The sequence below is a fragment of the Rhizobium sp. AB2/73 genome (assembly GCF_020871915.1).
GTDB classification, from domain to species: domain Bacteria; phylum Pseudomonadota; class Alphaproteobacteria; order Rhizobiales; family Rhizobiaceae; genus Rhizobium; species Rhizobium dioscoreae.
Genome location: NZ_CP067071.1, coordinates 1,516,213 through 1,536,178 on the forward strand (window position 1 = coordinate 1,516,213; position 19,966 = coordinate 1,536,178).

General features: G+C 59.6%; 19 protein-coding genes and 1 tRNA gene. 15 read left to right on the forward strand and 5 right to left on the reverse strand.

Annotated elements, in window-relative coordinates:
* Window positions 1-2 precede the first annotated feature (2 nt).
* The 9 genes from I8E17_RS07620 to I8E17_RS07660 all read left to right on the forward strand — a co-directional run bounded on the left by I8E17_RS07620 (window position 3) and on the right by I8E17_RS07660 (window position 9,137).
* A complete protein-coding gene (locus tag I8E17_RS07620; protein ID WP_113397804.1) occupies window positions 3-263 on the forward strand; it encodes a hypothetical protein in 261 nt (86 codons plus the stop codon).
* Window positions 263-865, forward strand: a complete 603-nt coding sequence (locus I8E17_RS07625; RefSeq protein WP_113397805.1) for a hypothetical protein — start codon at window positions 263-265, stop codon at window positions 863-865. Before I8E17_RS07620 ends, I8E17_RS07625 begins: the two co-directional genes overlap by 1 nt.
* Window positions 866-880: 15 nt before the next feature.
* Window positions 881-1,522 (forward strand): hypothetical protein, encoded by a 642-nt coding sequence (locus I8E17_RS07630; protein ID WP_113397806.1) that lies wholly within the window; start codon window positions 881-883, stop codon window positions 1,520-1,522.
* Window positions 1,523-2,109: 587 nt separating this feature from the next.
* Window positions 2,110-4,341 carry a hypothetical protein gene (locus I8E17_RS07635; protein WP_219510728.1) on the forward strand — a complete coding sequence of 744 codons (2,232 nt, stop codon included), beginning with the start codon at window positions 2,110-2,112 and terminating at the stop codon, window positions 4,339-4,341.
* An 11-nt stretch (window positions 4,342-4,352) separates the two neighbouring features.
* A complete protein-coding gene (locus I8E17_RS07640; RefSeq protein ID WP_113397808.1) occupies window positions 4,353-7,649 on the forward strand; it encodes a hypothetical protein in 3,297 nt (1,098 codons plus the stop codon).
* A 65-nt stretch (window positions 7,650-7,714) separates the two neighbouring features.
* Window positions 7,715-8,095: a hypothetical protein gene (locus I8E17_RS07645; protein ID WP_162751132.1), complete on the forward strand. Its 381-nt coding sequence runs from the start codon at window positions 7,715-7,717 to the stop codon at window positions 8,093-8,095.
* Entirely contained in the window at window positions 8,095-8,436 is a 342-nt protein-coding gene (locus tag I8E17_RS07650; protein WP_162751133.1) for a hypothetical protein, read from the forward strand. The genes I8E17_RS07645 and I8E17_RS07650 overlap by 1 nt, the downstream gene beginning before the upstream one ends.
* Entirely contained in the window at window positions 8,426-8,791 is a 366-nt protein-coding gene (locus I8E17_RS07655; protein ID WP_113397811.1) for a helix-turn-helix domain-containing protein, read from the forward strand. The genes I8E17_RS07650 and I8E17_RS07655 overlap by 11 nt, the downstream gene beginning before the upstream one ends.
* A 100-nt stretch (window positions 8,792-8,891) precedes the next feature.
* Window positions 8,892-9,137, forward strand: coding sequence for a hypothetical protein (locus tag I8E17_RS07660; protein WP_113397812.1), 246 nt, complete (start codon window positions 8,892-8,894; stop codon window positions 9,135-9,137).
* A 136-nt stretch (window positions 9,138-9,273) separates the two neighbouring features.
* On the opposite strand, the gene I8E17_RS07665 is transcribed toward I8E17_RS07660, so the two are convergent.
* Window positions 9,274-9,363, reverse strand: a tRNA-Ser gene (locus tag I8E17_RS07665).
* A 412-nt stretch (window positions 9,364-9,775) separates the two neighbouring features.
* Here I8E17_RS07665 and I8E17_RS07670 point away from each other — a divergent pair.
* Entirely contained in the window at window positions 9,776-10,372 is a 597-nt protein-coding gene (locus I8E17_RS07670; RefSeq protein WP_069612197.1) for a DNA-3-methyladenine glycosylase, read from the forward strand.
* 74 nt (window positions 10,373-10,446) lie between these two features.
* Here the strand turns inward: I8E17_RS07670 and I8E17_RS07675 are convergent, their stop codons facing one another.
* The 4 genes from I8E17_RS07675 to I8E17_RS07690 form a co-directional block, all read right to left on the reverse strand.
* On the reverse strand, window positions 10,447-11,991 hold the full coding sequence (locus tag I8E17_RS07675; protein WP_069612198.1) for a DHA2 family efflux MFS transporter permease subunit: 1,545 nt from the start codon (window positions 11,989-11,991) through the stop codon (window positions 10,447-10,449).
* Window positions 11,984-13,210 carry an HlyD family secretion protein gene (locus I8E17_RS07680; RefSeq protein WP_069612199.1) on the reverse strand — a complete coding sequence of 409 codons (1,227 nt, stop codon included), beginning with the start codon at window positions 13,208-13,210 and terminating at the stop codon, window positions 11,984-11,986. The genes I8E17_RS07675 and I8E17_RS07680 overlap by 8 nt, the downstream gene beginning before the upstream one ends.
* Window positions 13,203-13,667 (reverse strand): MarR family transcriptional regulator, encoded by a 465-nt coding sequence (locus I8E17_RS07685; RefSeq protein ID WP_069612200.1) that lies wholly within the window; start codon window positions 13,665-13,667, stop codon window positions 13,203-13,205. Before I8E17_RS07685 ends, I8E17_RS07680 begins: the two co-directional genes overlap by 8 nt.
* Before the next feature lie 303 nt (window positions 13,668-13,970).
* Window positions 13,971-14,252: a hypothetical protein gene (locus I8E17_RS07690; RefSeq protein WP_069612302.1), complete on the reverse strand. Its 282-nt coding sequence runs from the start codon at window positions 14,250-14,252 to the stop codon at window positions 13,971-13,973.
* Between the two features lie 180 nt (window positions 14,253-14,432).
* Here I8E17_RS07690 and I8E17_RS07695 point away from each other — a divergent pair, with 180 nt between their 5' ends.
* From I8E17_RS07695 to glp, 5 genes are read left to right on the forward strand one after another with little or no spacing between them, the layout of a single operon-like run.
* The gene (locus I8E17_RS07695) at window positions 14,433-16,325 is read left to right on the forward strand and encodes a peptidylprolyl isomerase (RefSeq protein WP_069612201.1); all 1,893 of its coding nucleotides are present in this window, start codon (window positions 14,433-14,435) and stop codon (window positions 16,323-16,325) included.
* Window positions 16,326-16,350: 25 nt separating this feature from the next.
* On the forward strand, window positions 16,351-17,373 hold the full coding sequence (gene trpD / locus I8E17_RS07700; RefSeq protein WP_069612202.1) for an anthranilate phosphoribosyltransferase: 1,023 nt from the start codon (window positions 16,351-16,353) through the stop codon (window positions 17,371-17,373).
* Window positions 17,374-17,379: 6 nt separating this feature from the next.
* Complete coding sequence (trpC, locus tag I8E17_RS07705) at window positions 17,380-18,195, forward strand: indole-3-glycerol phosphate synthase TrpC (RefSeq protein ID WP_069612203.1); 816 nt, start codon at window positions 17,380-17,382, stop codon at window positions 18,193-18,195.
* A 1-nt stretch (window position 18,196) separates the two neighbouring features.
* Window positions 18,197-18,691 (forward strand): cyclic pyranopterin monophosphate synthase MoaC, encoded by a 495-nt coding sequence (gene moaC / locus I8E17_RS07710; protein ID WP_069612204.1) that lies wholly within the window; start codon window positions 18,197-18,199, stop codon window positions 18,689-18,691.
* Between the two features lie 3 nt (window positions 18,692-18,694).
* Window positions 18,695-19,921: a gephyrin-like molybdotransferase Glp gene (gene glp, locus I8E17_RS07715; RefSeq protein WP_069612205.1), complete on the forward strand. Its 1,227-nt coding sequence runs from the start codon at window positions 18,695-18,697 to the stop codon at window positions 19,919-19,921.
* Window positions 19,922-19,966: the final 45 nt, after the last annotated feature.

Below are 19,966 nucleotides of genomic sequence, written 5' to 3' on the forward strand. Positions count from 1 at the left end.
CCATGGCAAACCAACTTGCAACGAATATTGTAGACGCGGCTATCGCTGCTGACACTGCAATCGCATCGCTGCGCACTGCTCTCGATACGATCAAAACGAACGAAATCGCGCTTCTCAACCAGCTTGGTACGGGCGCGAACACTCATATCATGGGTCGCGGCAATCTCGGCGGCATCGCTGCCAGCAAGGTCGAGAACACCCCGCCCGACAACCGAACTGTTGAACAGATCGCGCGTGCGGCCTGGGCACCGGAGCTTCTCTGATGGTCGCCAGTTCGCAGGAAAACCGCACGATGACCAAGACCTATTCCGACATCATCAATGATATCGCCTTGCTTGATGAGCATCTCGCGGTATCGGAAGAGGCGGCATCCCGCCTAGCCTATGACGCCGTTGTCACAGGATCAGCCGACGCCGCGAAGGAAATCTCTCGCCTCAATGCCGAGATCCGCCGCGCTAAATCAGAACGCAAGACCGTTGTCGCGGCGGCTGAGGTTGCCCGTCAGCGCGAGGCCGAAGCTCGGGAAGCGGTAGACGCCGCCTCCATCGCTGCCGCTCTCGGTGAAGCTCGCAGCGCCGCTCAGCGCCTTGTCGAGAAAGCAGAAGCTGCCGACGCCCTCGTGATCGAGCTTACGGACACGATCAGCGAAATCGCGTCCCTTGAGCGCGTCGTGCATTCCCATCTCCGCGCTGCTCGCACAACGCCTCCTGGGGCGCTGATCGGGCGCAATGGCCTCTCCTTTTCCATCGTGGAACGCCTTTCTGCCATCGTTCGCGGTGACCGCGCCCGGCTTCCGACGATGAAAACTGCCGTCGACACGGCCTGCATCGGTTGGGCTTTCATTCTCAATGACGAAGATAAGTAGAAGGATTTTGCGCAAATGGAGCTGAACCCGAACGCTGCGAGCATTCTATTTCCAAGCGATGCGCCCAAGGCTGAGCAGCCCGCCGCTGCCGATGCGATCAGATCGCCAACGCTCACCCTCGCCACCAAGCCTGATGTGAGACTGGACAGCCCCAATCCTCCTGCCGGCCAGTCCACACAGCCGACCGCGCAGACCGGCGACGATGTTGCCACTTCACTCTTCGGTGACACGACGAAGCCCGAATATTCGAGCCTCGTCAGTGCCGAGTTGGACGCATATACGCTCGACGCCATCCGAGACGGCAACACAGATCAGGCTGATGCGATCAAGCATGCGACCCGATCGCTTGCATCCGATCTTTCCGAGGCGGGAACGCCAGCCGAAGAATTCAAGTCAGCCATGGAGATCGTGCGGCAATCGCGGCAGTCCTTCGCTGAAACTACCCCTGAGCAGGCCAAAGCGGCCCATGACGCCGGTATGCTGGCCGTCGCCGCCGCTGGCATTACCCAGGCCGATCTTAGCTCAGCACGTCGATTTATCGACCATCTCGAACGCAAGTCGCCCGGCGTAAAGGCCAGCCTCGACGCCCACGGCGCGGGGAATGACATCAACCTGATCCGCAAGGCCATCACCGAAGCCAAGCGACGCGGCTTCTAAGGCGAGACAGAGAGGACACGACTTTGGTAACTGTGCCCACATACGAACGCGATCAGGTCTTGCGCCCTCAGTTCCGGCAAGGGATTGACGTGCAAGCCACGCCTGATGATTTCGGCGCGGCTATCGGGCGCGGCACGCAACAGCTTGCCCAGGGCGGCACGCAGTTGGCCGACGCGATGCAGGCCGCTCAGCACCTTGCCGACGAAACCATAGCGCGAGATGCAACAAACCAGTTCATCAAGGCCAAGGACGCGCGGCTATACGGAAGCCAGAGCGACAACGGCTCGACCTCGACCGGTTATCTGCAAACGGACGGACAGAACGCCATCAATGGCGTTTCGGACCTGAACAAGGGCCTTGAGGAAGATCGCCTCTCCATCTCCTCGAAACTCACGCCTGCCCAGCAGAAGCTATTCGATCCTGCCGCTCAGACCATTACGACGGACGCCAACCGTACGGCTATCCAGCATCGCGGCTCGGAGCTGAAGAAATATGCCGTCGCCACGGCAACGTCTCAGGTCGAGACGTTCAAAGATCAGGCTGCGAAAACCAACGATCCGGCGCAGTGGCAAAAATACAGCGGCGCGATGATCGCCACAATTCAGGATTTGGGCCACAAGCAAGGATGGTCCGACGAACAGATTTCTGCGGAAACCGCTACGCAAACGTCTGACCTATACCGTCAACGAACGTTGTTGATGGCTCAAGATGACCCGGTGCAAGCTGCCGACTTCCTTGAGAAGAACAAAGACAAGCTCGATCCGGTCACGCTGATCAACACGCGTCAGGCCATCATGAAGCCCCTCAGTGAGGCGGCGGGGCGCGATGCCGTTGCCAACGTGCAGGCCCACGGCGGCAAGACTGGTCAATCGCTCGATCAGGTAACAGACCGCATCATCGGTGCGGAGAGCGGCGGCGATGCAAGCGCGTCAAACCCGAATTCGTCCGCGTCTGGCTTGGGTCAGTTTCTCGATAGCACCTGGGTAAGCATGGTTCGGAAATACAGGCCCGACCTTGCCGGGCAATCGAACGCCGACTTGATCGCAATGAAGTCGGACCCGTCGCTTGGGCGTGAAATGACCATGCGATATGCGCAGGAGAATGCTGCCACGCTCCAGCAGGCGGGATATGCGCCCACTGCTGGCAACATCTATCTCGCCCATTTTCTCGGGCCTGCCGGTGCCAAGCAGGTTCTTGGAGCGAATGAGCGCAAGCAGGCGTCCGATGTCCTGCCTGCAGCTGTGATCGCGGCCAATCCGTTCCTCAAGGGCATGACGATTGCGGACTTGCAAGCTTGGGCGGAAAAGAAAATGGGCGGATCTGGCGGCGTTGTTCCGACTTACTCGCCCCGTGTCGCATCCGTCGTGAACGCCATGCCGGGAAATCTGAGGCAGCAGCTCAACGAAGCCAGCAATCAGGACGTTCAATCTTGGGCGACAGGGCAAGCCAGCATTGCGAAGGCGCAGCAGTTGCAGGTTGAAAACTCCGTCAAGCTGCGGATTGCCCAGGGCGATACGTCCCTCACCGCTGCGGAAATCAACAATAATGCCGCGCTGGACGATGGCGCTAAGGCCACATTGCTGAACAGCTTCAACGAAAAGTTCAAGCAGATCCAGCAAACTCAGGACGATATTGCATCTTTCGCGGCGGGAAAGCTTGTCGTTGACCCGTACAGCGAGGACGGCAGGAAGCGCGTGAATGCGATCTGGACCGAAGCAACAAAGAATTCGCAGCAAGGCGCTGATAACCGACCCATCGTCAGCGGCATTGTGCAGCAAACTGGTATGGTACCAACTCCAGTTATGGGCGCTCTTCGCAAGGCGGCAACGTCGCAGAACCCGAAGGCCGTCGAGCAAGCATTGTCCTACTCGTCTCAGTTGAGGCAGATCGACCCGCACGTCTTCGCGAGGAGCGCGGGCGGCAGTGACATCGAAGATAAGGCCGTCCTTTACGATCACCTTACGGGAATGGTCGGACTTTCCTCCGGCGATGCCACCCGAAAAATCATGGAGCTGAACGATCCGCAAAAGCAGGCTGATCGCAATGCTCTCATCAAATCGCCCGACACTGAGAAGTGGCTCAAGGATACGGCGACGGAAAACGATGCGCGGAACGTCTTCTATCCGGGCTTCTTTTCGACCAACTTCACGCCGAAGCTTGGCGAAACGCCGGCCCAGGCGGCGGCGGCGACGGCTGAGTATCGCGACATTCTGCAAGAGAGCCTTGTCGATACGAACGGCGACAAGGAGCTTGCCAAAACCCTTGCCGGCGAACGGTTCAAGAAGCGCTACGGCGTATCGGATTACAACCTGTCCGGCACGAAAGCCATCACGCGCCTTCCGCCCGAAGTCACCTATCCTGTTGGCACTGACGGCACATGGGGATACATCGGCGATCAGGCCAAGGACGCGCTCAAGAAGGAAGGCGTCACCGCCAGAGAAGTTTTTTTGCAATCCGACGATCGCACGAATGCAGACGTGAAGGCCGGCAATCCGGCTCGATACGTGCTGTTTTACAAGGACGGCGACGGCTTCATTCAGCAATACCAGCATCCGTTCTATGCCGAACCGCCGACGCGATCCCAGGTTTTCGAAGCTCAGAAAAAGCAGGCTGAGGCAAAGCGTGATGCGAATATCACGGCGGTCGAAGAGCAGAAAAAGGCAGAGTGGCGGCATTACTACGAGCAAGCCGGCATCGACGTTCCTGATGAGTACAAGGCAAAGCCTCAGGCCAAGGTCGAACCCGCTCAGCCGAAAATCGATGGCGAACCCGGCCGCCTTCCTAGCTCAGATGCGCTTGGCAATGCCGTTCCCAACTAAGGATTTCATCAATGCCTTTCGATACACAGACCGACATTGCACCGACGATCTCCAGCAACGCGCAGTCGCAGGCCGCCGCTGATCCGTCCACCTTGTCCACGGTAGGCGCGGCGTTCCGTCAGAACAACATGGTGGGATCGTTTCTAGCCAGCGATGCCGCTTGGACAAGGATGCGCGGCGGCTTTGACGATATCGACCGAGACTATAACGTTTTCGATGACATCAAGGGCTATGAGAACCATATGGGCCGTTTCGAAAACGTGTTCAATGCTCGCGCCGCCGCCGCCGTGAAAGCCGATATCGACCGCGAGACACAAGACAAGAAGATCCTTGAAGCGAGCGGCTGGACTGGCACCGTTGCGAATGTGGGCGCGTCGGTCATCGATCTGCCGTCGCTCATTCCTGTAGGCGCACTTGTCGGAAATGGCGGGAAGGTTGGCTATTCGGTCGTAAAGTCTGCGGTTGCCGGCGCTGCATCGGCTGGAGCTGCGACGGCCCTACAGGAGGCCGGATTGCAGGCTACGCAGGAGACGCGCCCTCTTTCTCAGAGCGCGACTGCTGTAGGCGGTTCGGTGCTGCTTGGCGCTCTGCTGGGCGGCGGCATTGCCACGGTGATGAACCGAGGCGAATATTCAGCGGCCTCGAAAGCTCTCCAAGATGCGACGCATCCGAATTTCGATGCCGAGACCGATGCACTGCACGCCGATCTCACAGCCATGTCGCGCCATGGGCAATCTGTTGGCGCTGCCGCCACTCCACGAGAGCCCATTACGAATTTCGATGTAGCAGGGACCGCTGCCAGTGCGACCGCAAAGGCGACGGCAAAGCTCAACCCGCTGCTGCGCACGATCCAGTCGCCATCACAGACGGTGCGCGAAGTCGCCGCGCAGATGTTGGAAAACCCCGTCTATCTCAAGCGGAACCTTCAGGGCCTGGGCGACGCCGCTGCTGAAACCAGCATGCACGAATGGACACGAGGCGCTGTGTCGTCGGCTGTCGAGGACTTCAATTCTGCCTACACCTCGTTGAGGAAGCGCGGCCTTGCCATGACCCGCGATGATTTCAATGATCTCGTTGGCGAGGCTATGCGCCGTGGCGACCAATCCGACATTCCAGAGGTTGCCCAGGCCGCTCAATCAGCGCGCGCGAAGGTTTTCGACCCGCTGAAAGACCGCGCCATCAAGGCCGGGCTGCTGCCGGAGGACGTGACGCCCGATACCGCCCAGTCTTACTTCTCCCGCATGTGGTCTCGCCCGAAGATCGAGGCCGATGAAGCAGGCTTCAAGAAAATCCTGCGCGACTATTTCGACGGTCAGGTAAATGCGGCGGCAGAACGTGAGGCATCCCACACGGATCAGGTTTTGAATTCGCTGGCGTCGGTTCGTGACGCCATCACGAACGGCATTTCCGAGCGCGCCGCTGGGCTGGCTGGTATCAAGAATGCCGTCGCTCAGCACCTGCCGGGGGAAAGCCTTGAGGCATTCGAGACCGGCTTCAATCAGATCGCCGGCAGGACCGCGCAGGCGCTAGATAACGCCGATTTGGCGAAGATCGACAAGGTAGACCGGCAGATGGCAGAGCATTCCGGTCGAGGCAAGTTTGAATTTTTGGACGAAGCCGACCGCGCCGATTATGTGAACAGCATCGTTGATAACGTCTACGATGTCCTCACTGGTCGTAGCCATGATGGTGCTATGCCTGTCGGGATTGTTGTCACGAAGCGCGGCCCTCTGGCAGAGCGCACGCTCAACATTCCTGACAAACTGGTTGAGCAATACCTTGAAAGCAATGCCGATTTCGTCATGCGTCGCTATGCCCGCACCATGGCGGCGGATATCGAGCTGAAGAACCGCTTCGGCTCCGTCACGATGAAAGAGCAGATAGAGAAGATCCGGGCAGAGTATGCCGATTTGCGTGCGCAGGTCGAAGGCCGGACTGCTGACGGTGCGGCAAAATTCAATGAGCTGAAGAGGCTCAGCGACCGCGAGCGATCTGACATCAAAGACATTAACGCTGTGCGCGACATGCTGCGAGGCAACTACCGGCCTGAGGTGCAATCAGGCAATTGGGCGCGCGTCGTCAACGCCGCCATGGCCTTCAATTACGTTCGCATGCTTGGCGGCGTCGCGGTTTCATCCCTTGTTGATGCCGTCCGCCCTGCCATGGTCCACGGTCTGACGGCATTCATGAGCGACGGCTTGCGCCCGCTGATCACTCGGACGGCTGCGCTGAAGATGACCCGCAATGAGGCGAAAGAAGCCGGCGCGATTGCCGAGAAAATTCTTCATTCGCGGTTGGCGTCCATGGCCGAACTGACCGACCCCTATGCGCACGGCACTGTAGCCGAACGGTTCCTTCACAACATGGCGGCTCCTGCGTTTACGAAGATGACAGGCATCCTTCATTGGGGCGACTTTATGAAGGAGATGACGGCGACGATGACGCAGAACCGCATCTTGAAGAATGCGGAAATCGCTGCGAGCAAGGGTTTCGACGCGCTGCCTCGCCTGGAAAAGCAGTACATGGGCTATCTCGGCGTCGGACAGGACAAGGCTGAACTGCTGGGCCGGCTGTTCCGAGAGCACGGCGATACGCTCGATGGCGTTCGCGTCGCCAATAGTCAGAGCTGGCCCGCTGAGGCCGAACACATGGTCAGGGCATGGCGAGCCGCCATCAACAAGGACGTTGACAGTATCATCGTCACGAAGGGCATCGGTGATGTGCCGCTGTTTGCCAACACGCCGACCGGTCGGGCGCTGCTGCAATTCAAGAGTTTCATGCTCGCAGGCAATCAGCGCGTGTTGCTACGCGGCCTCGCTGAGGACAAGACCAGATTTTGGGGCGGCGTGACGGCAAGCGCTGGCGTGGGAATGCTGATTTACGCTCTCAAGCAGATCGAAAGCGGTCGCCCGCTGTCGGACAATCCTGGGACATGGATCATGGAAGGTCTCAACAGGTCCGGCACGTTCGATATCCTGTTTGAGGCGAACAACGCCATGGAGAAACTTGGTGTGCCGGGCATGTTCGCGGGTGCTGCCGCTGCTTTCCCGAATGCCAGCCAGCGCCCGCCAGCATCGAAGTTTGCCAACCGGTCGCTCGTTGGATCATACCTGGGGCCGTCCTTCGAATTGGCGAACGATCTCATATCGACTGTGGGCGTGGCTGTTGGCGCGGCGCATGGTCAGACGATAACGGCTGGCAATATCTCCACCATGCGGCGGCTCATCCCCTTTGCCAGCCTTCCCTATTGGCGCTGGCTGATCGATGGGCAGATTTTGACGCCGATGAAGGAGCACGCGAAAAAGTAGGCATCGCGCCGGCAGGATAGAGCGACGGGTTGGCCCGATTTCGACGGACGGCCCCGAATTTCCCCGTGTTCTTGATGCTTACCGATTTTCGATATCGTCGCAAAATCATCTGCGAAACGGATATCGGTATGGACGCGAACCAAATTCCCTCAGACAAGATGCGTGAAGATGCGTTGAAGGCGCTAGAGACGGTCGCAAACGGGTGGATCCCTGGTAGCATTCGGCATTTTGAGCGGAGCCTAGCGCAAGCGGTCATCGACCCGAACGTGAATGGCTTCGAGGCTCTTTCCTTGGCTTATAGCGCGCTTACTGTTGCGGACGCAGGAGTTGATGACGCGCTGCAGCACGGCTGGTACGTAGATAAAGCCATGAGCCTTATGCGGCGGGCCATGGACAGCTTCAGCCTGCTCGCAGCATCTCAGGCAAGTCAGGCGGCGGTGAACTGATGACGGCATTGCGCATGACATCGTGCCCCGTATGCGGAAGTGAGATCGATTCTCCGTCGCTGGAAACGGTAGTTGACGTTCACGGCCTGACGCAAATGGAAGCCTCGGTCCTTTCTGCGGTTTGGCTGGCTGGCGGGCCGGCCATGACAGAAGCAATATTCGACGCCATGTATCAGGACGATCCTGACGGCGGGCCTACGCTAACAAATATGTATCTAGCCCTAAGGCGAAGCTTGGCCGGCATCAACGCCAAGCTTGCTGTAGCCGGAATATGGATCGAGAAAGCTGGATACCGGCAAGGCTATCGGCTGGTTATCGGAGGTCGCCGTGATGTCCGTTAAGAAGTTCGTTTGCTCGTGCTGTGGGTCTGAGGTAAATAATCCATCGCTCCTTCTTGTCATAGATGAGATCGGCCTATCAAAGCAGGAGGGGCGGTTGCTGGAGGTAGTCTGGCGCGCGAATGGAAATCCTGTCATGCCTGAACGCGCGCTGGCTTCCATGTACGCCGACGATCCTAATGGCGGGCCTGAGCCCGGGCGAAAGGGCTATCTTGCATTCAAAGTGACTCTCTGCCACCTCCGTAAAAAGCTCCGTGATTACGGCGTGTGGATCGAGAATATAGGATACCGGCAAGGCTACCGGCTGGTTCTTGACCGCTCCATAAAGTTCGTTCCGGCCAACCGTCGTGCCGCATAGTTTTTGATATAGGCTGGTTTTTTCTCTGTTTCCCAGCCGTCTAGCCGCCTCGGGTTGTCCATGCCCCGAGGCGGCTTTTTTACATTCATGAGGATGAAGCATGCGCGACGATGCTGAACTGATCAGCCTGGGCAAGAAGCTAGATGAAGCGCGCCGCGTTTACGCTGCGATGGTCGAGGCGATCCCGGCAGGCACGAATGCGGAGGTTGAAGCGGCTGCTATCGATGCGGCTGCGGCTCCCGTTGCATCGTTGGCGCGTGAGATTGCCGAGATGACTGCGGAAAGCGACGAAGCTCATGCAGTCAAGGCGCGCGCTCACGCATTCCTTGCCGGTCAATCTAATTGAGATCGTCACCGTCTGACGACGCGCCAGCTTCCCATTTTCGAATCATCCTGTCTCATCCAAACGCAAAATGGATGGAGGGTTTTATGGCGGGTAGCGGCTGAAAAATCGGAAATTATTCAACAAAATCAATGATATTTGGCGGAAGAGGTGGGATTCGAACCCACGGTACGGTTTCCCGCACGCCGGTTTTCAAGACCGGTTCCTTAAACCACTCGGACACTCTTCCAAGCAACTGAAAAGGCCTGAAAAATCCATAGTGCTGATTTTTCGAAACCGGCTGTGGCTACCGGTTTTCTGCCCAATCACTCGACGGCTGGCTTTTTAGCAGCTTTGGTCGCCGCGTCAACTTGTTCCGCCTAGCTCCTTCGCATTCTCGATATCGGCTGGAACGGCAATTGAGGAATATCGATCGAGTCAGGCGGCGCTGTGGGAACTTCATATCGTCAGCGCGCTAAAAATAAGGTGGCCCGGCCGCTGGAAAGGGCCGGGCCACCTTCGCCAGGTCAGGGGTCAAATCTGACTGAAGCAGGCTATTAATAAGTTATGCTTAGCTTTTGTCAATTATCAGTGCGCCGGGCCAAGCACTTGATGATCGCCGCCATGTTGATGGCTTCGGCTATCCGGGATAGTTTCCTTCCATGACTCCTGACGATCACTCCCTGTCTCTCGGTATCAAACCCCTCGCCGGCCTTGCCCTCACCGCTTTTTTCAACCGGGATGCCGTCGTGGTCGCGGCCGACTTGATCGGGATGCGCTTCACCATTGCGGAAATTGGCGGTCGAATCGTCGAGACGGAGGCCTATAAGCCCGATGACGAGGCCTCCCACGCATATCGCGGTCCGACACCGCGCAACGCCGCCATGTTTGGACCGGCGGGCCACGTCTATGTCTACCGCTCCTACGGCATTCACTGGTGTCTGAACTTCGTTTGCACCAGGGGAAGCGCCGTGCTCATCCGGGCGATCGAGCCGGAAAACGGCATAGAAGACATGATCCGGCGGCGGGGGCTGGCCGACATCGTTTCGCTGTGCAACGGCCCGGGCAAGCTCTCGCAGGCGCTTGCTATCGATATAAGCCTCAACGGCCGATCGCTGGATGCGGACCCATTTTCGTTGTCTCGCGCGGAACCAGTGCCGATCGTCTCAGGCAAGCGCATCGGCATCACGAAGAATGTCGATCCGCTCTGGCGCTTCGGTGCTGCCGGTTCACGCTTTGTCAGCCGCCGTTTTCCATGATCGAACAAAAACGGCCGCCGGGGTGGTGCCCGGCAGCCGCTGAGCCACGCAGTGAAACTGGAAAGGCTGCGTAGCTATTCCATCGCGACGCTGTGGTCGACCGCCGGCGGTGCCTTCGGCTTGCGCAAGAGCATCAGCAGCGGCATGGCGAAGATCGACATCAGCATCAGCAGCTTGAAGTCGTCTATATAGGCGATGATGGTCGCCTGCGTCGTGATCATGCTATCAAGCGAGGCCCTGCCCGCCGCCGTGAGCGGGCTCACGCCCTGCGCCGCCGTGAGGCCGAAATATCGATTGAATGGCGTGACATAGGCGGCGATATTGGCATGGTTGACCTGTGTATTCTCGGTAATCAGCATCGAGACGACCGAAATGCCGACACTGGAGCCGATATTACGCGAGAGGTTGTAGAGGCCGGTCCCCTCGCCCCGCATCTGCGCCGGCAGCGTCGCGAAGGCAATGGTTGTCAGCGGCACGAAGAGGAAGCCGAGGCCGGCACCCTGGACGAAGCCGACCGAAATCAGCGTCCATTGCGAAACATCCGGCGTCCAGCCCGTCATGTCGTACATGGCCCAGGCCGTCAGCGCGAGGCCGATGAACAATAGCCAGCGCGTGTCAACTTTACCGATCAAGCGTCCGACCAGAAACATGCAGAACATGGTGCCGAGGCCGCGTGGCCCCATGACGATGCCGGCTGTGACGACCGGATAGCCCATCAACGTCTGCAGATAGGGCGTCATCAGCGCCAGCGAAGCCAGGTAGGTCACGCCGACGATGAAGATGAACAGGATGCTGACGGCGAAGTTCTGGTCCGTGAAGAGCCGCGGATTGACGAAGCTTCGCTCGGCCGTGAACATGTGCACCAGAAAGAGATAGAAGGCGCTGACGCAGACGAGCGCCTCGATGATGATCTCGCTCGAATAGAACCAGTCGAGCTGTTCGCCGCGATCGAGGAACAGCTGCAAGCCGGCAATCGTAATCGAGAGCATGCCGAAGCCGAACCAGTCGAGCTTGGCGAGTGCGTCGAGCTTGGTTTCCGTCACGTAGACGACGATACCGAAGAAGGCGAGCGCGCCGATCGGCACGTTGATGTAGAATACCCAGCGCCAACTGATATTGTCGGTCAGCCAGCCGCCGATGACGGGACCCAGAACCGGCCCGACCATGACCGAGACGCCGAACAGCGCCATGGCACGGCCGCGCTCCTCGACATTGTAGATATCGAGCAGGATGCCCTGTGACAGCGGTACGAGCGAAGCGCCGAACAGGCCCTGCAGCAGGCGGAAGCCCACAATCTGTATCAGCGATTCCGACAGGCCGCACAGCACCGAGGCAACGACAAAGCCGGCGATTGCCACCAGCAAGACCCGCTTGCGGCCGAATTTTGCCGAGAGGAAGCCGGAGGGCGGCGTCATGATCGCGGCGGCGACGATATAGGACGTCAGGACCCAGTTGATCTGGTCGGCGCTGGCGGAAACGTCGCCCTGGATATGCGGCAGGGCGACATTGGCGATGGTGGTATCCAGCGCCTGCATGATGACGGAAAGGATGACGCAGGCGGTGATCGCGCCACGATTGGCAACGGGCGCTGCGGGAGAAGCGGTGGTGGTATTACTCATGATCCTGACCGCGGGAATGACCCAGCAGGTTGGTAATGAAATCAGGCAGGCCGCGGGCATGGCCGGTGTCGACATCGGCGACGACGCTCATTCCGACGCGCAGCGGAGGCTTGCCCGCCGTGTCGTCGATATTGATGATCATCGGTATGCGTTGGACGACCTTCACCCAGTTGCCGGTCGTGTTCTGCGCCGGCAGAAGCGAGAAGCTGGAACCGGATGCCGGCGCTATGCTGGCAACCGTGCCCTTCCAGGTCACGCCGGGATAGGCGTCGACCGAGATATCGACCTTCTGGCCGGGCCGGACATAGGTGAGTTCGGTTTCCTTCGGGCTGGCGTTGATCCATAGATGCGTGGTGGAAACCAGCGAGAATCCCGGTTGGGAAGCCGTCAGATAGGCGCCGACCTGCAGCGAGGGTACGTTTGCGGTCACGCCGTCGAAGGGGGCTTTGACGACGGTGTCGTCAAGTTCGCGTTGTGCATTGTCAACCGCAGCCTTCGCCTGCAGATAGAGCGGGTTCTGCTCCGGAGGCAGATCGGCAGTGCCTTCGCCGCCCAACTGGGCGAGAGTCGCGGCGGCTGTGGCCTTTGCGACCAATACCTTCTGCTGCGCGGCTTCGAGATTGTGTCTGGCCTGGTCGAGAGCCGCCTTGGAAGCGACCGAATTGGTGATCAGGTTCTGCTGGCGGTCGAATTCCGTCTGATAGTACGGGATGTCGGCCTGCGCCTGCGCAATTTCCGACAGGGATTGCTTGTAGCTCGCCTGCAGGTTCAGGATCTGGTTCCTGGCATTGCCGAGTTGCGCTTTCGCGCCCTCGAGCGCGATTCGGAACGAATCGGGCTTCAGGCGGAAAAGCACCTGTCCTTTCTTCACCACCTCGTTTTCATGCACGTCGACCGAGATTACCGTGCCGGAAACGTCGGTGGAAACACCGACCATATCGGCCTGAATGTAGGCATTGTCCGTGGACATGATCTGCCCGCCGGTGACGTAGTAGTAGCCACCGATGACAAGCGCGACCGGAAGCAGCGCAAACAGGACTGGTCGCGTCATGCCACGGCGCTTGCGCGGCGCCTCCGGGGGCGCTGCCGGTGCGGCCGGCGCAGTCGTCGAAGGCTGGGGCGCCGGGTTGGAGGATGGAGCCTCGGCGACGGGAGCTTGATTTTGTTCGGAGGAGTTTGCGTTCGCGGGTACGCGAAGTGGGGAGGATGCTTCAGCCATGTTGTAACTCTTTATCGACTGCTTTTGAACGGCAGGCGCTAACCAGGTTCGATTTCATAAGGGTAAGCAATTCATAGAGGCGCTCTTGATCTTCCTGAGAGGCGCCTTCGAGCGCTTCCTTGCGCGACTGTTCGCCAATGCTGCGCATGGCGTCCATCAACGGCCGGGCCTCTTCGCGCATATAGAGGAGCCAGCTGCGCCGATCGTTCGGATGCTGCCGGCGCTCCACCAGCCCCCGTTCGCTGAGCTTGTCCAGAATACGCACCAGCGTGATCGGCTCGATTTCCAGAATTTCGGCCAGTCCGGCCTGATGGATACCTTCATTGTTTGCAAGGTAGGCAAGGGTTTGCCACTGCGAGCGCGTCAGGCCCAAATCCTTCGCGCGCTGCTCGAATCTCTTTCGAAGCAGTCGCGCAACGTCATGGAGGAGAAAACCAACGGTGGGGGTCGAAATCATTGTATGGGGAGCCTGCTATTCATAAGCAACCTTATAATTGTTGTTACGTATAGTAAGCGCCCATGTGATACAAGAGGGTGGGCGTTCAACAAATGGCGATGGTCAACATGTCGCAGGGAGTGTCACAAAGATGTCGCAGCAGGCTTCGGTTGGGGTGCAATGCATATATTCTGCAATTCTTGCATACGGGCGCTTGCAGTTACCAATTGAAAAGGCGCGAACGAATCGTCCGCGCCTTTTTCGGCAGTTTCGCGGCTGCGGTCGCTCTCAGTGGCTCGTCCACCCGTCGAGAGCGCGTCCTGACTAGCGTCGGCTCAGAAGGCCGATCAGATAGCCGATGCCTGCTGCGGCAGCGACCATGAAGATCGGCTCTTCGCGAACTCTCTCGCGCAACTGCTCCGTTATCTCCTGGGCTTCCTCCGCGACGACAGATTTCGCTCCCTGCCCCACAGCCGCCACGCTTTGTGACAGCTTTGCCAGATCTTCGCGTAAGGCTGCGACCTGGGCGGCAAGATCCTCCATTGCCGTTTCCGTTTGTGCTCGCGCCGAAGACGACTGAGTAGAGGCTGACTTGGTCTCTGCCATCGTGTGCTCCTTATGTTTCCGCATTGCTAGAACGCTGCCGCTTCTCAAAGGTTCCGGCATGGCTGCACCTCATCAGGCGATTTCCCCGCTGGCTCTTCAATTCCGGTTCGGATTGTTCTAAGGAACTCCGATTGTTTCGCCTGCGGGCGAAGACTTGATTATGACGAGGTTTGCTTTCCGATGTTCGACGTGCTGAGAAAAATCGCCCAGACCTGGGTTGCCAAGGGTTTGTTGCTTCTTCTTGCCGCGGCCTTCGGCGTGTGGGGCGTCGAGCGGTCCCTCATCACGGGCGGCGGCAGCAATACAGTTGTCACGGTCGGCGATCAGCACATCGATACCAATGAGTTCCGCCTTGCCTATCGTCGCCAGATCCAGGCGATCAGCCAGCAGCTGCGCATGCAGATCACACCGGAACAGGCTCGCGCCTTCGGCATCGGGCAACAGACGGTGGCGCAGCTCGTCGCCGGCGCTTCGCTCGATCAGCTTGCCGCCGATATGAACCTCGGCCTCTCGCAAGACCGCCTTGCCAAGCTCATCGGCGACGATCCGGCCTTCAAGGCTGCGAACGGAGCCTTTGACCGCCAAAAGTTCGATATGCTTCTGCGCAACAGCAACATATCGCCCGATGATTATATCAAGGAGCGCAGCAAAGTCGCGATCCGCAGCCAGATCGTCGAGGCTGTGTCGAACGGCTTTGTCGCACCGGCGGTTCTCGCCGATGCGGTCAAGCAGTATCACGACGAGACCCGCAGCATCGATTATCTGTTGCTGACCAATGCCAATATCGATCCCGTCAAGGCGCCGGCCGACGACGTGTTGCAGAAATGGTTCGATGGCGTGAAGTCGAAATACCGTGCGCCCGAATACCGCAAGTTCGCCTATGTGAAGTTGCAGGCCGAAGATATTGCCGATGTCGCAAGTGTCACGGATGACGAAGTGCGGGCGCAGTTCGACAAGCGCAAGGACAGCTTCACGACGCCCGCGACCCGCACCATCGAGCAGCTGACCTTCGCCAACAAGGATCTCGCCAACGCCGCAGCCGATGCGCTGAAGACGGGAACCACCTTCGATCAGCTCGTCTCCGATCAAGGCAAGAAGCCGTCCGACGTGCTGCTCGGCACCTTCACCAAGGATCAGGTTCCGGACAAGACCGTTGCCGAAGCGGCGTTTGCCGTCTCCAAGGAAGGCGGCACCACGCCTGTCGTGGACGGTTCTTTCGGTCCGGTCATCCTGCGTGTGACGAATGTGAAGAACGAAACGGCCAAGAATTTCGACGATGTCAAGGAAGATATCCGCAAGCAGATTGCGCTCGGCAATGCCGCCAATGAAATCACCAGCGTCCACGACAAGTTCGAAGACCTGCGCGGCTCCGGCGCATCGTTGCAGGATGCGGCATCGCAACTCAAGCTGAAGCTCGTTACCATCGATACGATCGATCAGACCGGCCTCGATCAGAACGGCAATGAGATCAAGGATCTGCCGGCTCGCCAGCAGCTGATCTCGGAAGTCTTCAAGGCCGATCAGGGTGGCAACCCTGCTCCCCTGACGGTCGGCAATGATGGCTACATCTGGTATGATGTCATGAACGTCACGCCCGATCATGATCGCCCGCTTTCCGAAGTCCGTGAAAAGGCAGTTGCCGACTGGACCGCCGAGCAGCAGAAGGTCGGGCTTGCCGCCAAGGCGGCCGAGCTGAAGCAGGAGGCGCAGAAGGGCAAGTCGCTTGCCGACATCGCGGCGCCGCTTGGCATCGCTGTTGAAAGCAAGACCGGCATCACGCGCTCGACGGATGATCCGGTTCTGGGTCGCGGCGGTATCGCTGCCGCCTTCTCCGGTCCGGTCGATACGGCCGCCAACGCCGTCGGCGCCGATGACACGACGCAGATCCTGCTCAAGGTCACCGATGTCAACGACAATCCGACGACCGATGCGCTGAGCAACGACGATCAGCAGGTGGCCCAGATCGCCAATGCTGCCGGCGACGATATCCTCGACCAGATAGTCGGCCAGCTGCAGTCCAAATACGCCGTAACGGTCAACCAGAGCCTCGCCGAACAGGCGATGTCCCGCTAGACCCATACGGGAGGATGGATCATCAATGACAGAATTGAAGCCTTTCCTCGCCAAGGTCGCCAATCGTGAGGCGCTGACGCGGGACGAAGCCCGGCAGGCATTTGAAATCCTGATGTCGGGCGAGGCCACGCCGTCGCAGATCGGTGCATTTCTCATGGCGCTGCGCGTTCGCGGCGAGACGGTGGATGAAATTGTCGGCGCCGTGACGACTATGCGCGCCAAGATGCTGCCGGTGAAAGCGCCCGCTGATGCGATCGATATCGTCGGCACCGGCGGCGATGGCTTTGGCACATACAATATCTCGACGCTGGCGGCATTCATCGTCGCCGGCGCGGGCGTGCCCGTCGCCAAGCACGGCAATCGTGCCCAAAGTTCCAAGGCCGGCACTGCCGACACGCAGTCCGTATTGGGTATCAAGCTCGATATCGGACCGGAGACGATTGCCCGCTGCATTCGGGAAGCCGGTATCGGCTTCATGTTCGCGCAGCTGCATCATTCTTCCATGCGCCATGTCGGCCCCTCGCGTGTCGAACTCGGCACGCGCACGATTTTCAATCTCCTTGGTCCGTTGTCCAATCCTGCCGGCGCTCGTCGCCAGCTGCTGGGCGTCTTCGCGCCACAATGGGTATTGCCGCTGGCCGAGGTGCTGAAGGATCTCAACGCAGAGAGCGTCTGGGTCGTGCACGGCGACGGCCTGGACGAGATCACCACGACGGGCAAGACCTCCGTAGCGGCCCTGGAAAACGGGAAGATTCGTAGCTTCGAACTGACACCGGCCGATTTCGGCCTGCAACATGCCGACCTTGCCGATCTCAAGGGTGGTGACGGCGTTGCCAATGCCGCAGCCCTTCGCGCAGTGCTCGCCGGCGAAAAGAACGCCTATCGCGACATCGCCCTTGCCAATGCGGCGGCCTCGCTGGTCATTGCCGGCAAGGCTGAAACGCTGCATGATGGCATGAAGCTCGCGGCTCATTCGCTCGATAGCGGTGCCACCGCCGTTGCACTGGAAAAGCTCATTGCCGTTTCCAATGAAGAAGGACAGGACTAGGACATCATGAGCGATATCCTTAGAAAGATCGAGGCCTACAAGCGCGAGGAAATCGCTGCTGCCAAGGCCAAGCTTTCCCTTGCCGATCTCAAGGCCATGCAGGCTGACCAGTCCGCGCCGCGCGGCTTTCACAGGGCGCTGCTTGCCCGGCAGGAATCCGGTGTTTTCGGCCTGATTGCCGAAATCAAGAAGGCAAGCCCGTCCAAGGGCCTGATACGCCCCGATTTCGACCCGCCTTCGCTCGCCAAGGCCTACGAGGCCGGTGGTGCGGCTTGTCTTTCGGTGTTGACCGATACGCCAAGTTTCCAGGGTGCTCCGGAATTTCTGACGGCTGCCCGCGCGGCCTGCTCGCTGCCGGCACTGCGCAAGGACTTCATGTTCGATACCTATCAGGTCCAGGAAGCCCGTGCCTGGGGTGCGGACTGCATCTTGCTGATCATGGCATCGCTTTCGGACGATGACGCCGAGCGCCTTCAGGACGAGGCCTTCGGCCTCGGCATGGATGTGCTGGTGGAGGTCCACGACGCTGAAGAGATGGATCGTGCACTAAAACTGTCCTCGCCGCTGGTCGGCATCAACAACCGCAATCTGCGCACGTTCGAAGTAAGCTTGACGGTCAGCGAGAATCTGGCGCCCATGGTACCGAAGGACCGGCTGCTGGTCGGCGAAAGCGGCGTCTTCACACACGCCGACTGCAAGCGTCTTGAGGCCGTCGGCATCAGCACCTTTCTCGTCGGCGAAAGCCTCATGCGCAAGGATGATGTGACGGCGGCGACCAAACTGCTGCTAAACGGCGAAACCGGCATTCTGGCGGCCGAGTGAGATGAGCAGCGAGAAGGCCGGTCTTACGCATATCGACGCTTCGGGCGAAGCCCATATGGTCGACGTCGGCGATAAGGCCGAGACGGCGCGCAGCGCCATCGCGGCCGGTTACGTCAAGATGAAACCCGAGACTTTGGCGCTGATTCGCGACGGCAACGCTAAGAAGGGCGATGTGATCGGCACGGCGCGGCTTGCCGGCATCATGGCTGCCAAGCAGACCAGCAATCTCATCCCGCTCTGCCATCCCCTCATGTTGACGAAGGTTTCCGTCGATATCGCAGAAGATGCCGCCCTGCCCGGTCTCCGGGTCACCGCGACAGCAAAGCTGACCGGCCGCACCGGCGTCGAGATGGAAGCGCTGACGGCGGTTTCCGTCGCCTGCCTGACGATCTACGACATGGCCAAGGCCGCCGATCGCGGCATGGAAATCGGCGGAATCACTCTGTTGGAGAAATCCGGCGGCAAATCGGGGGATTTCCGCCATCCGAGGGCCTGATCTATGAGCCTGCTACCCGTTGCCGAAGCGCAAGCGCGCTTGTTGGGCAGTGCCGCGCCGATCCATCGTGTTGAAAGCGTTCCGCTCGATATGGCCGAAGGCAGGGTTCTGGCCAAGGATCTTGCCGCCCGCTTGACCCAACCGCCTTTCGACGCCTCGGCGATGGACGGTTACGCGCTGCGCTTCGAGGATGCTGCAACGCCTGGCTCGGAGCTGCAGGTCATCGGCGCCTCCGCCGCCGGGCATGCCTTCGATGGCAGCGTCGCCAAAGGCGAAGCGGTTCGCATCTTCACCGGCGCGCCCGTTCCGGCCGGCGCCGATTCGGTGCTTTTGCAGGAGGATGCCGAGCGCCTGGAGGGTGATCGCATCCGCACGACCTATCCCCTACGCAAGGGGCAGCACATACGCCCGCGCGGACAGGATTTCCTGGAAGGCGAATCGGTGCTTCCCGCCGGCACCGTCATGGATTTTTCGCGGCTCACCGTCGCCGCGGCCATGAACCATCCGGCCTTGGATGTCTACCGGAGGCCGCTGGTGGCGATTCTCGCGACCGGCGATGAACTCGTGGCTCCCGGCAATGAACCGGGTCCCTCGCAGATCATCGCGTCCAACACGTTCGGCATCGCTGCACTGGCCCGCAATGCAGGCGCGCATGTGCTTGATCTTGGCATCGTCGCCGACGACAGCGACGACATCAACGCCGCTATCGGCCGTGCGCAGGTGGCCAAGGCAGACATCATCGTCACGCTCGGCGGCGCTTCTGTCGGTGATCACGATCTGGTGCAGGCGACAATGGTGGCTGCAGGAATGAAGCTGGATTTCTGGCGCATTGCCATGCGCCCCGGCAAACCGCTGATGGTCGGCAGCCTCGGCGAAATGCATGTCCTCGGCCTTCCCGGCAATCCCGTCTCGAGCCTCGTCTGCGGCCTGCTCTTTCTCGAGCCATTGATAAGAAAGCTCGCATCCCTGCCGCCGATAAAGCGCGAGGGCTTTGCACGCGCCGCCGTGTCCTTTGCAGCGAACGATCAGCGACAGGATTATGTTCGCGCAACGCTGACGAAAGCTGCCGACGGCGGCTGGCTCGCCGAGCCGTTTTCGAAGCAGGATTCGTCGATGATGAAGGTCTTTTCGCGCGCCGACTGCCTGGTTGTCCGCCCGCCACATGCACCGCAGCTGGAAATCGGTTCCCCCACTCCGGTCATATTCCTGCGGCCCGATCTGCTGGGCTGAAGGTCCACCAGGAAAAGTGCATGGCGGTCCGGCTCGACGTATCGG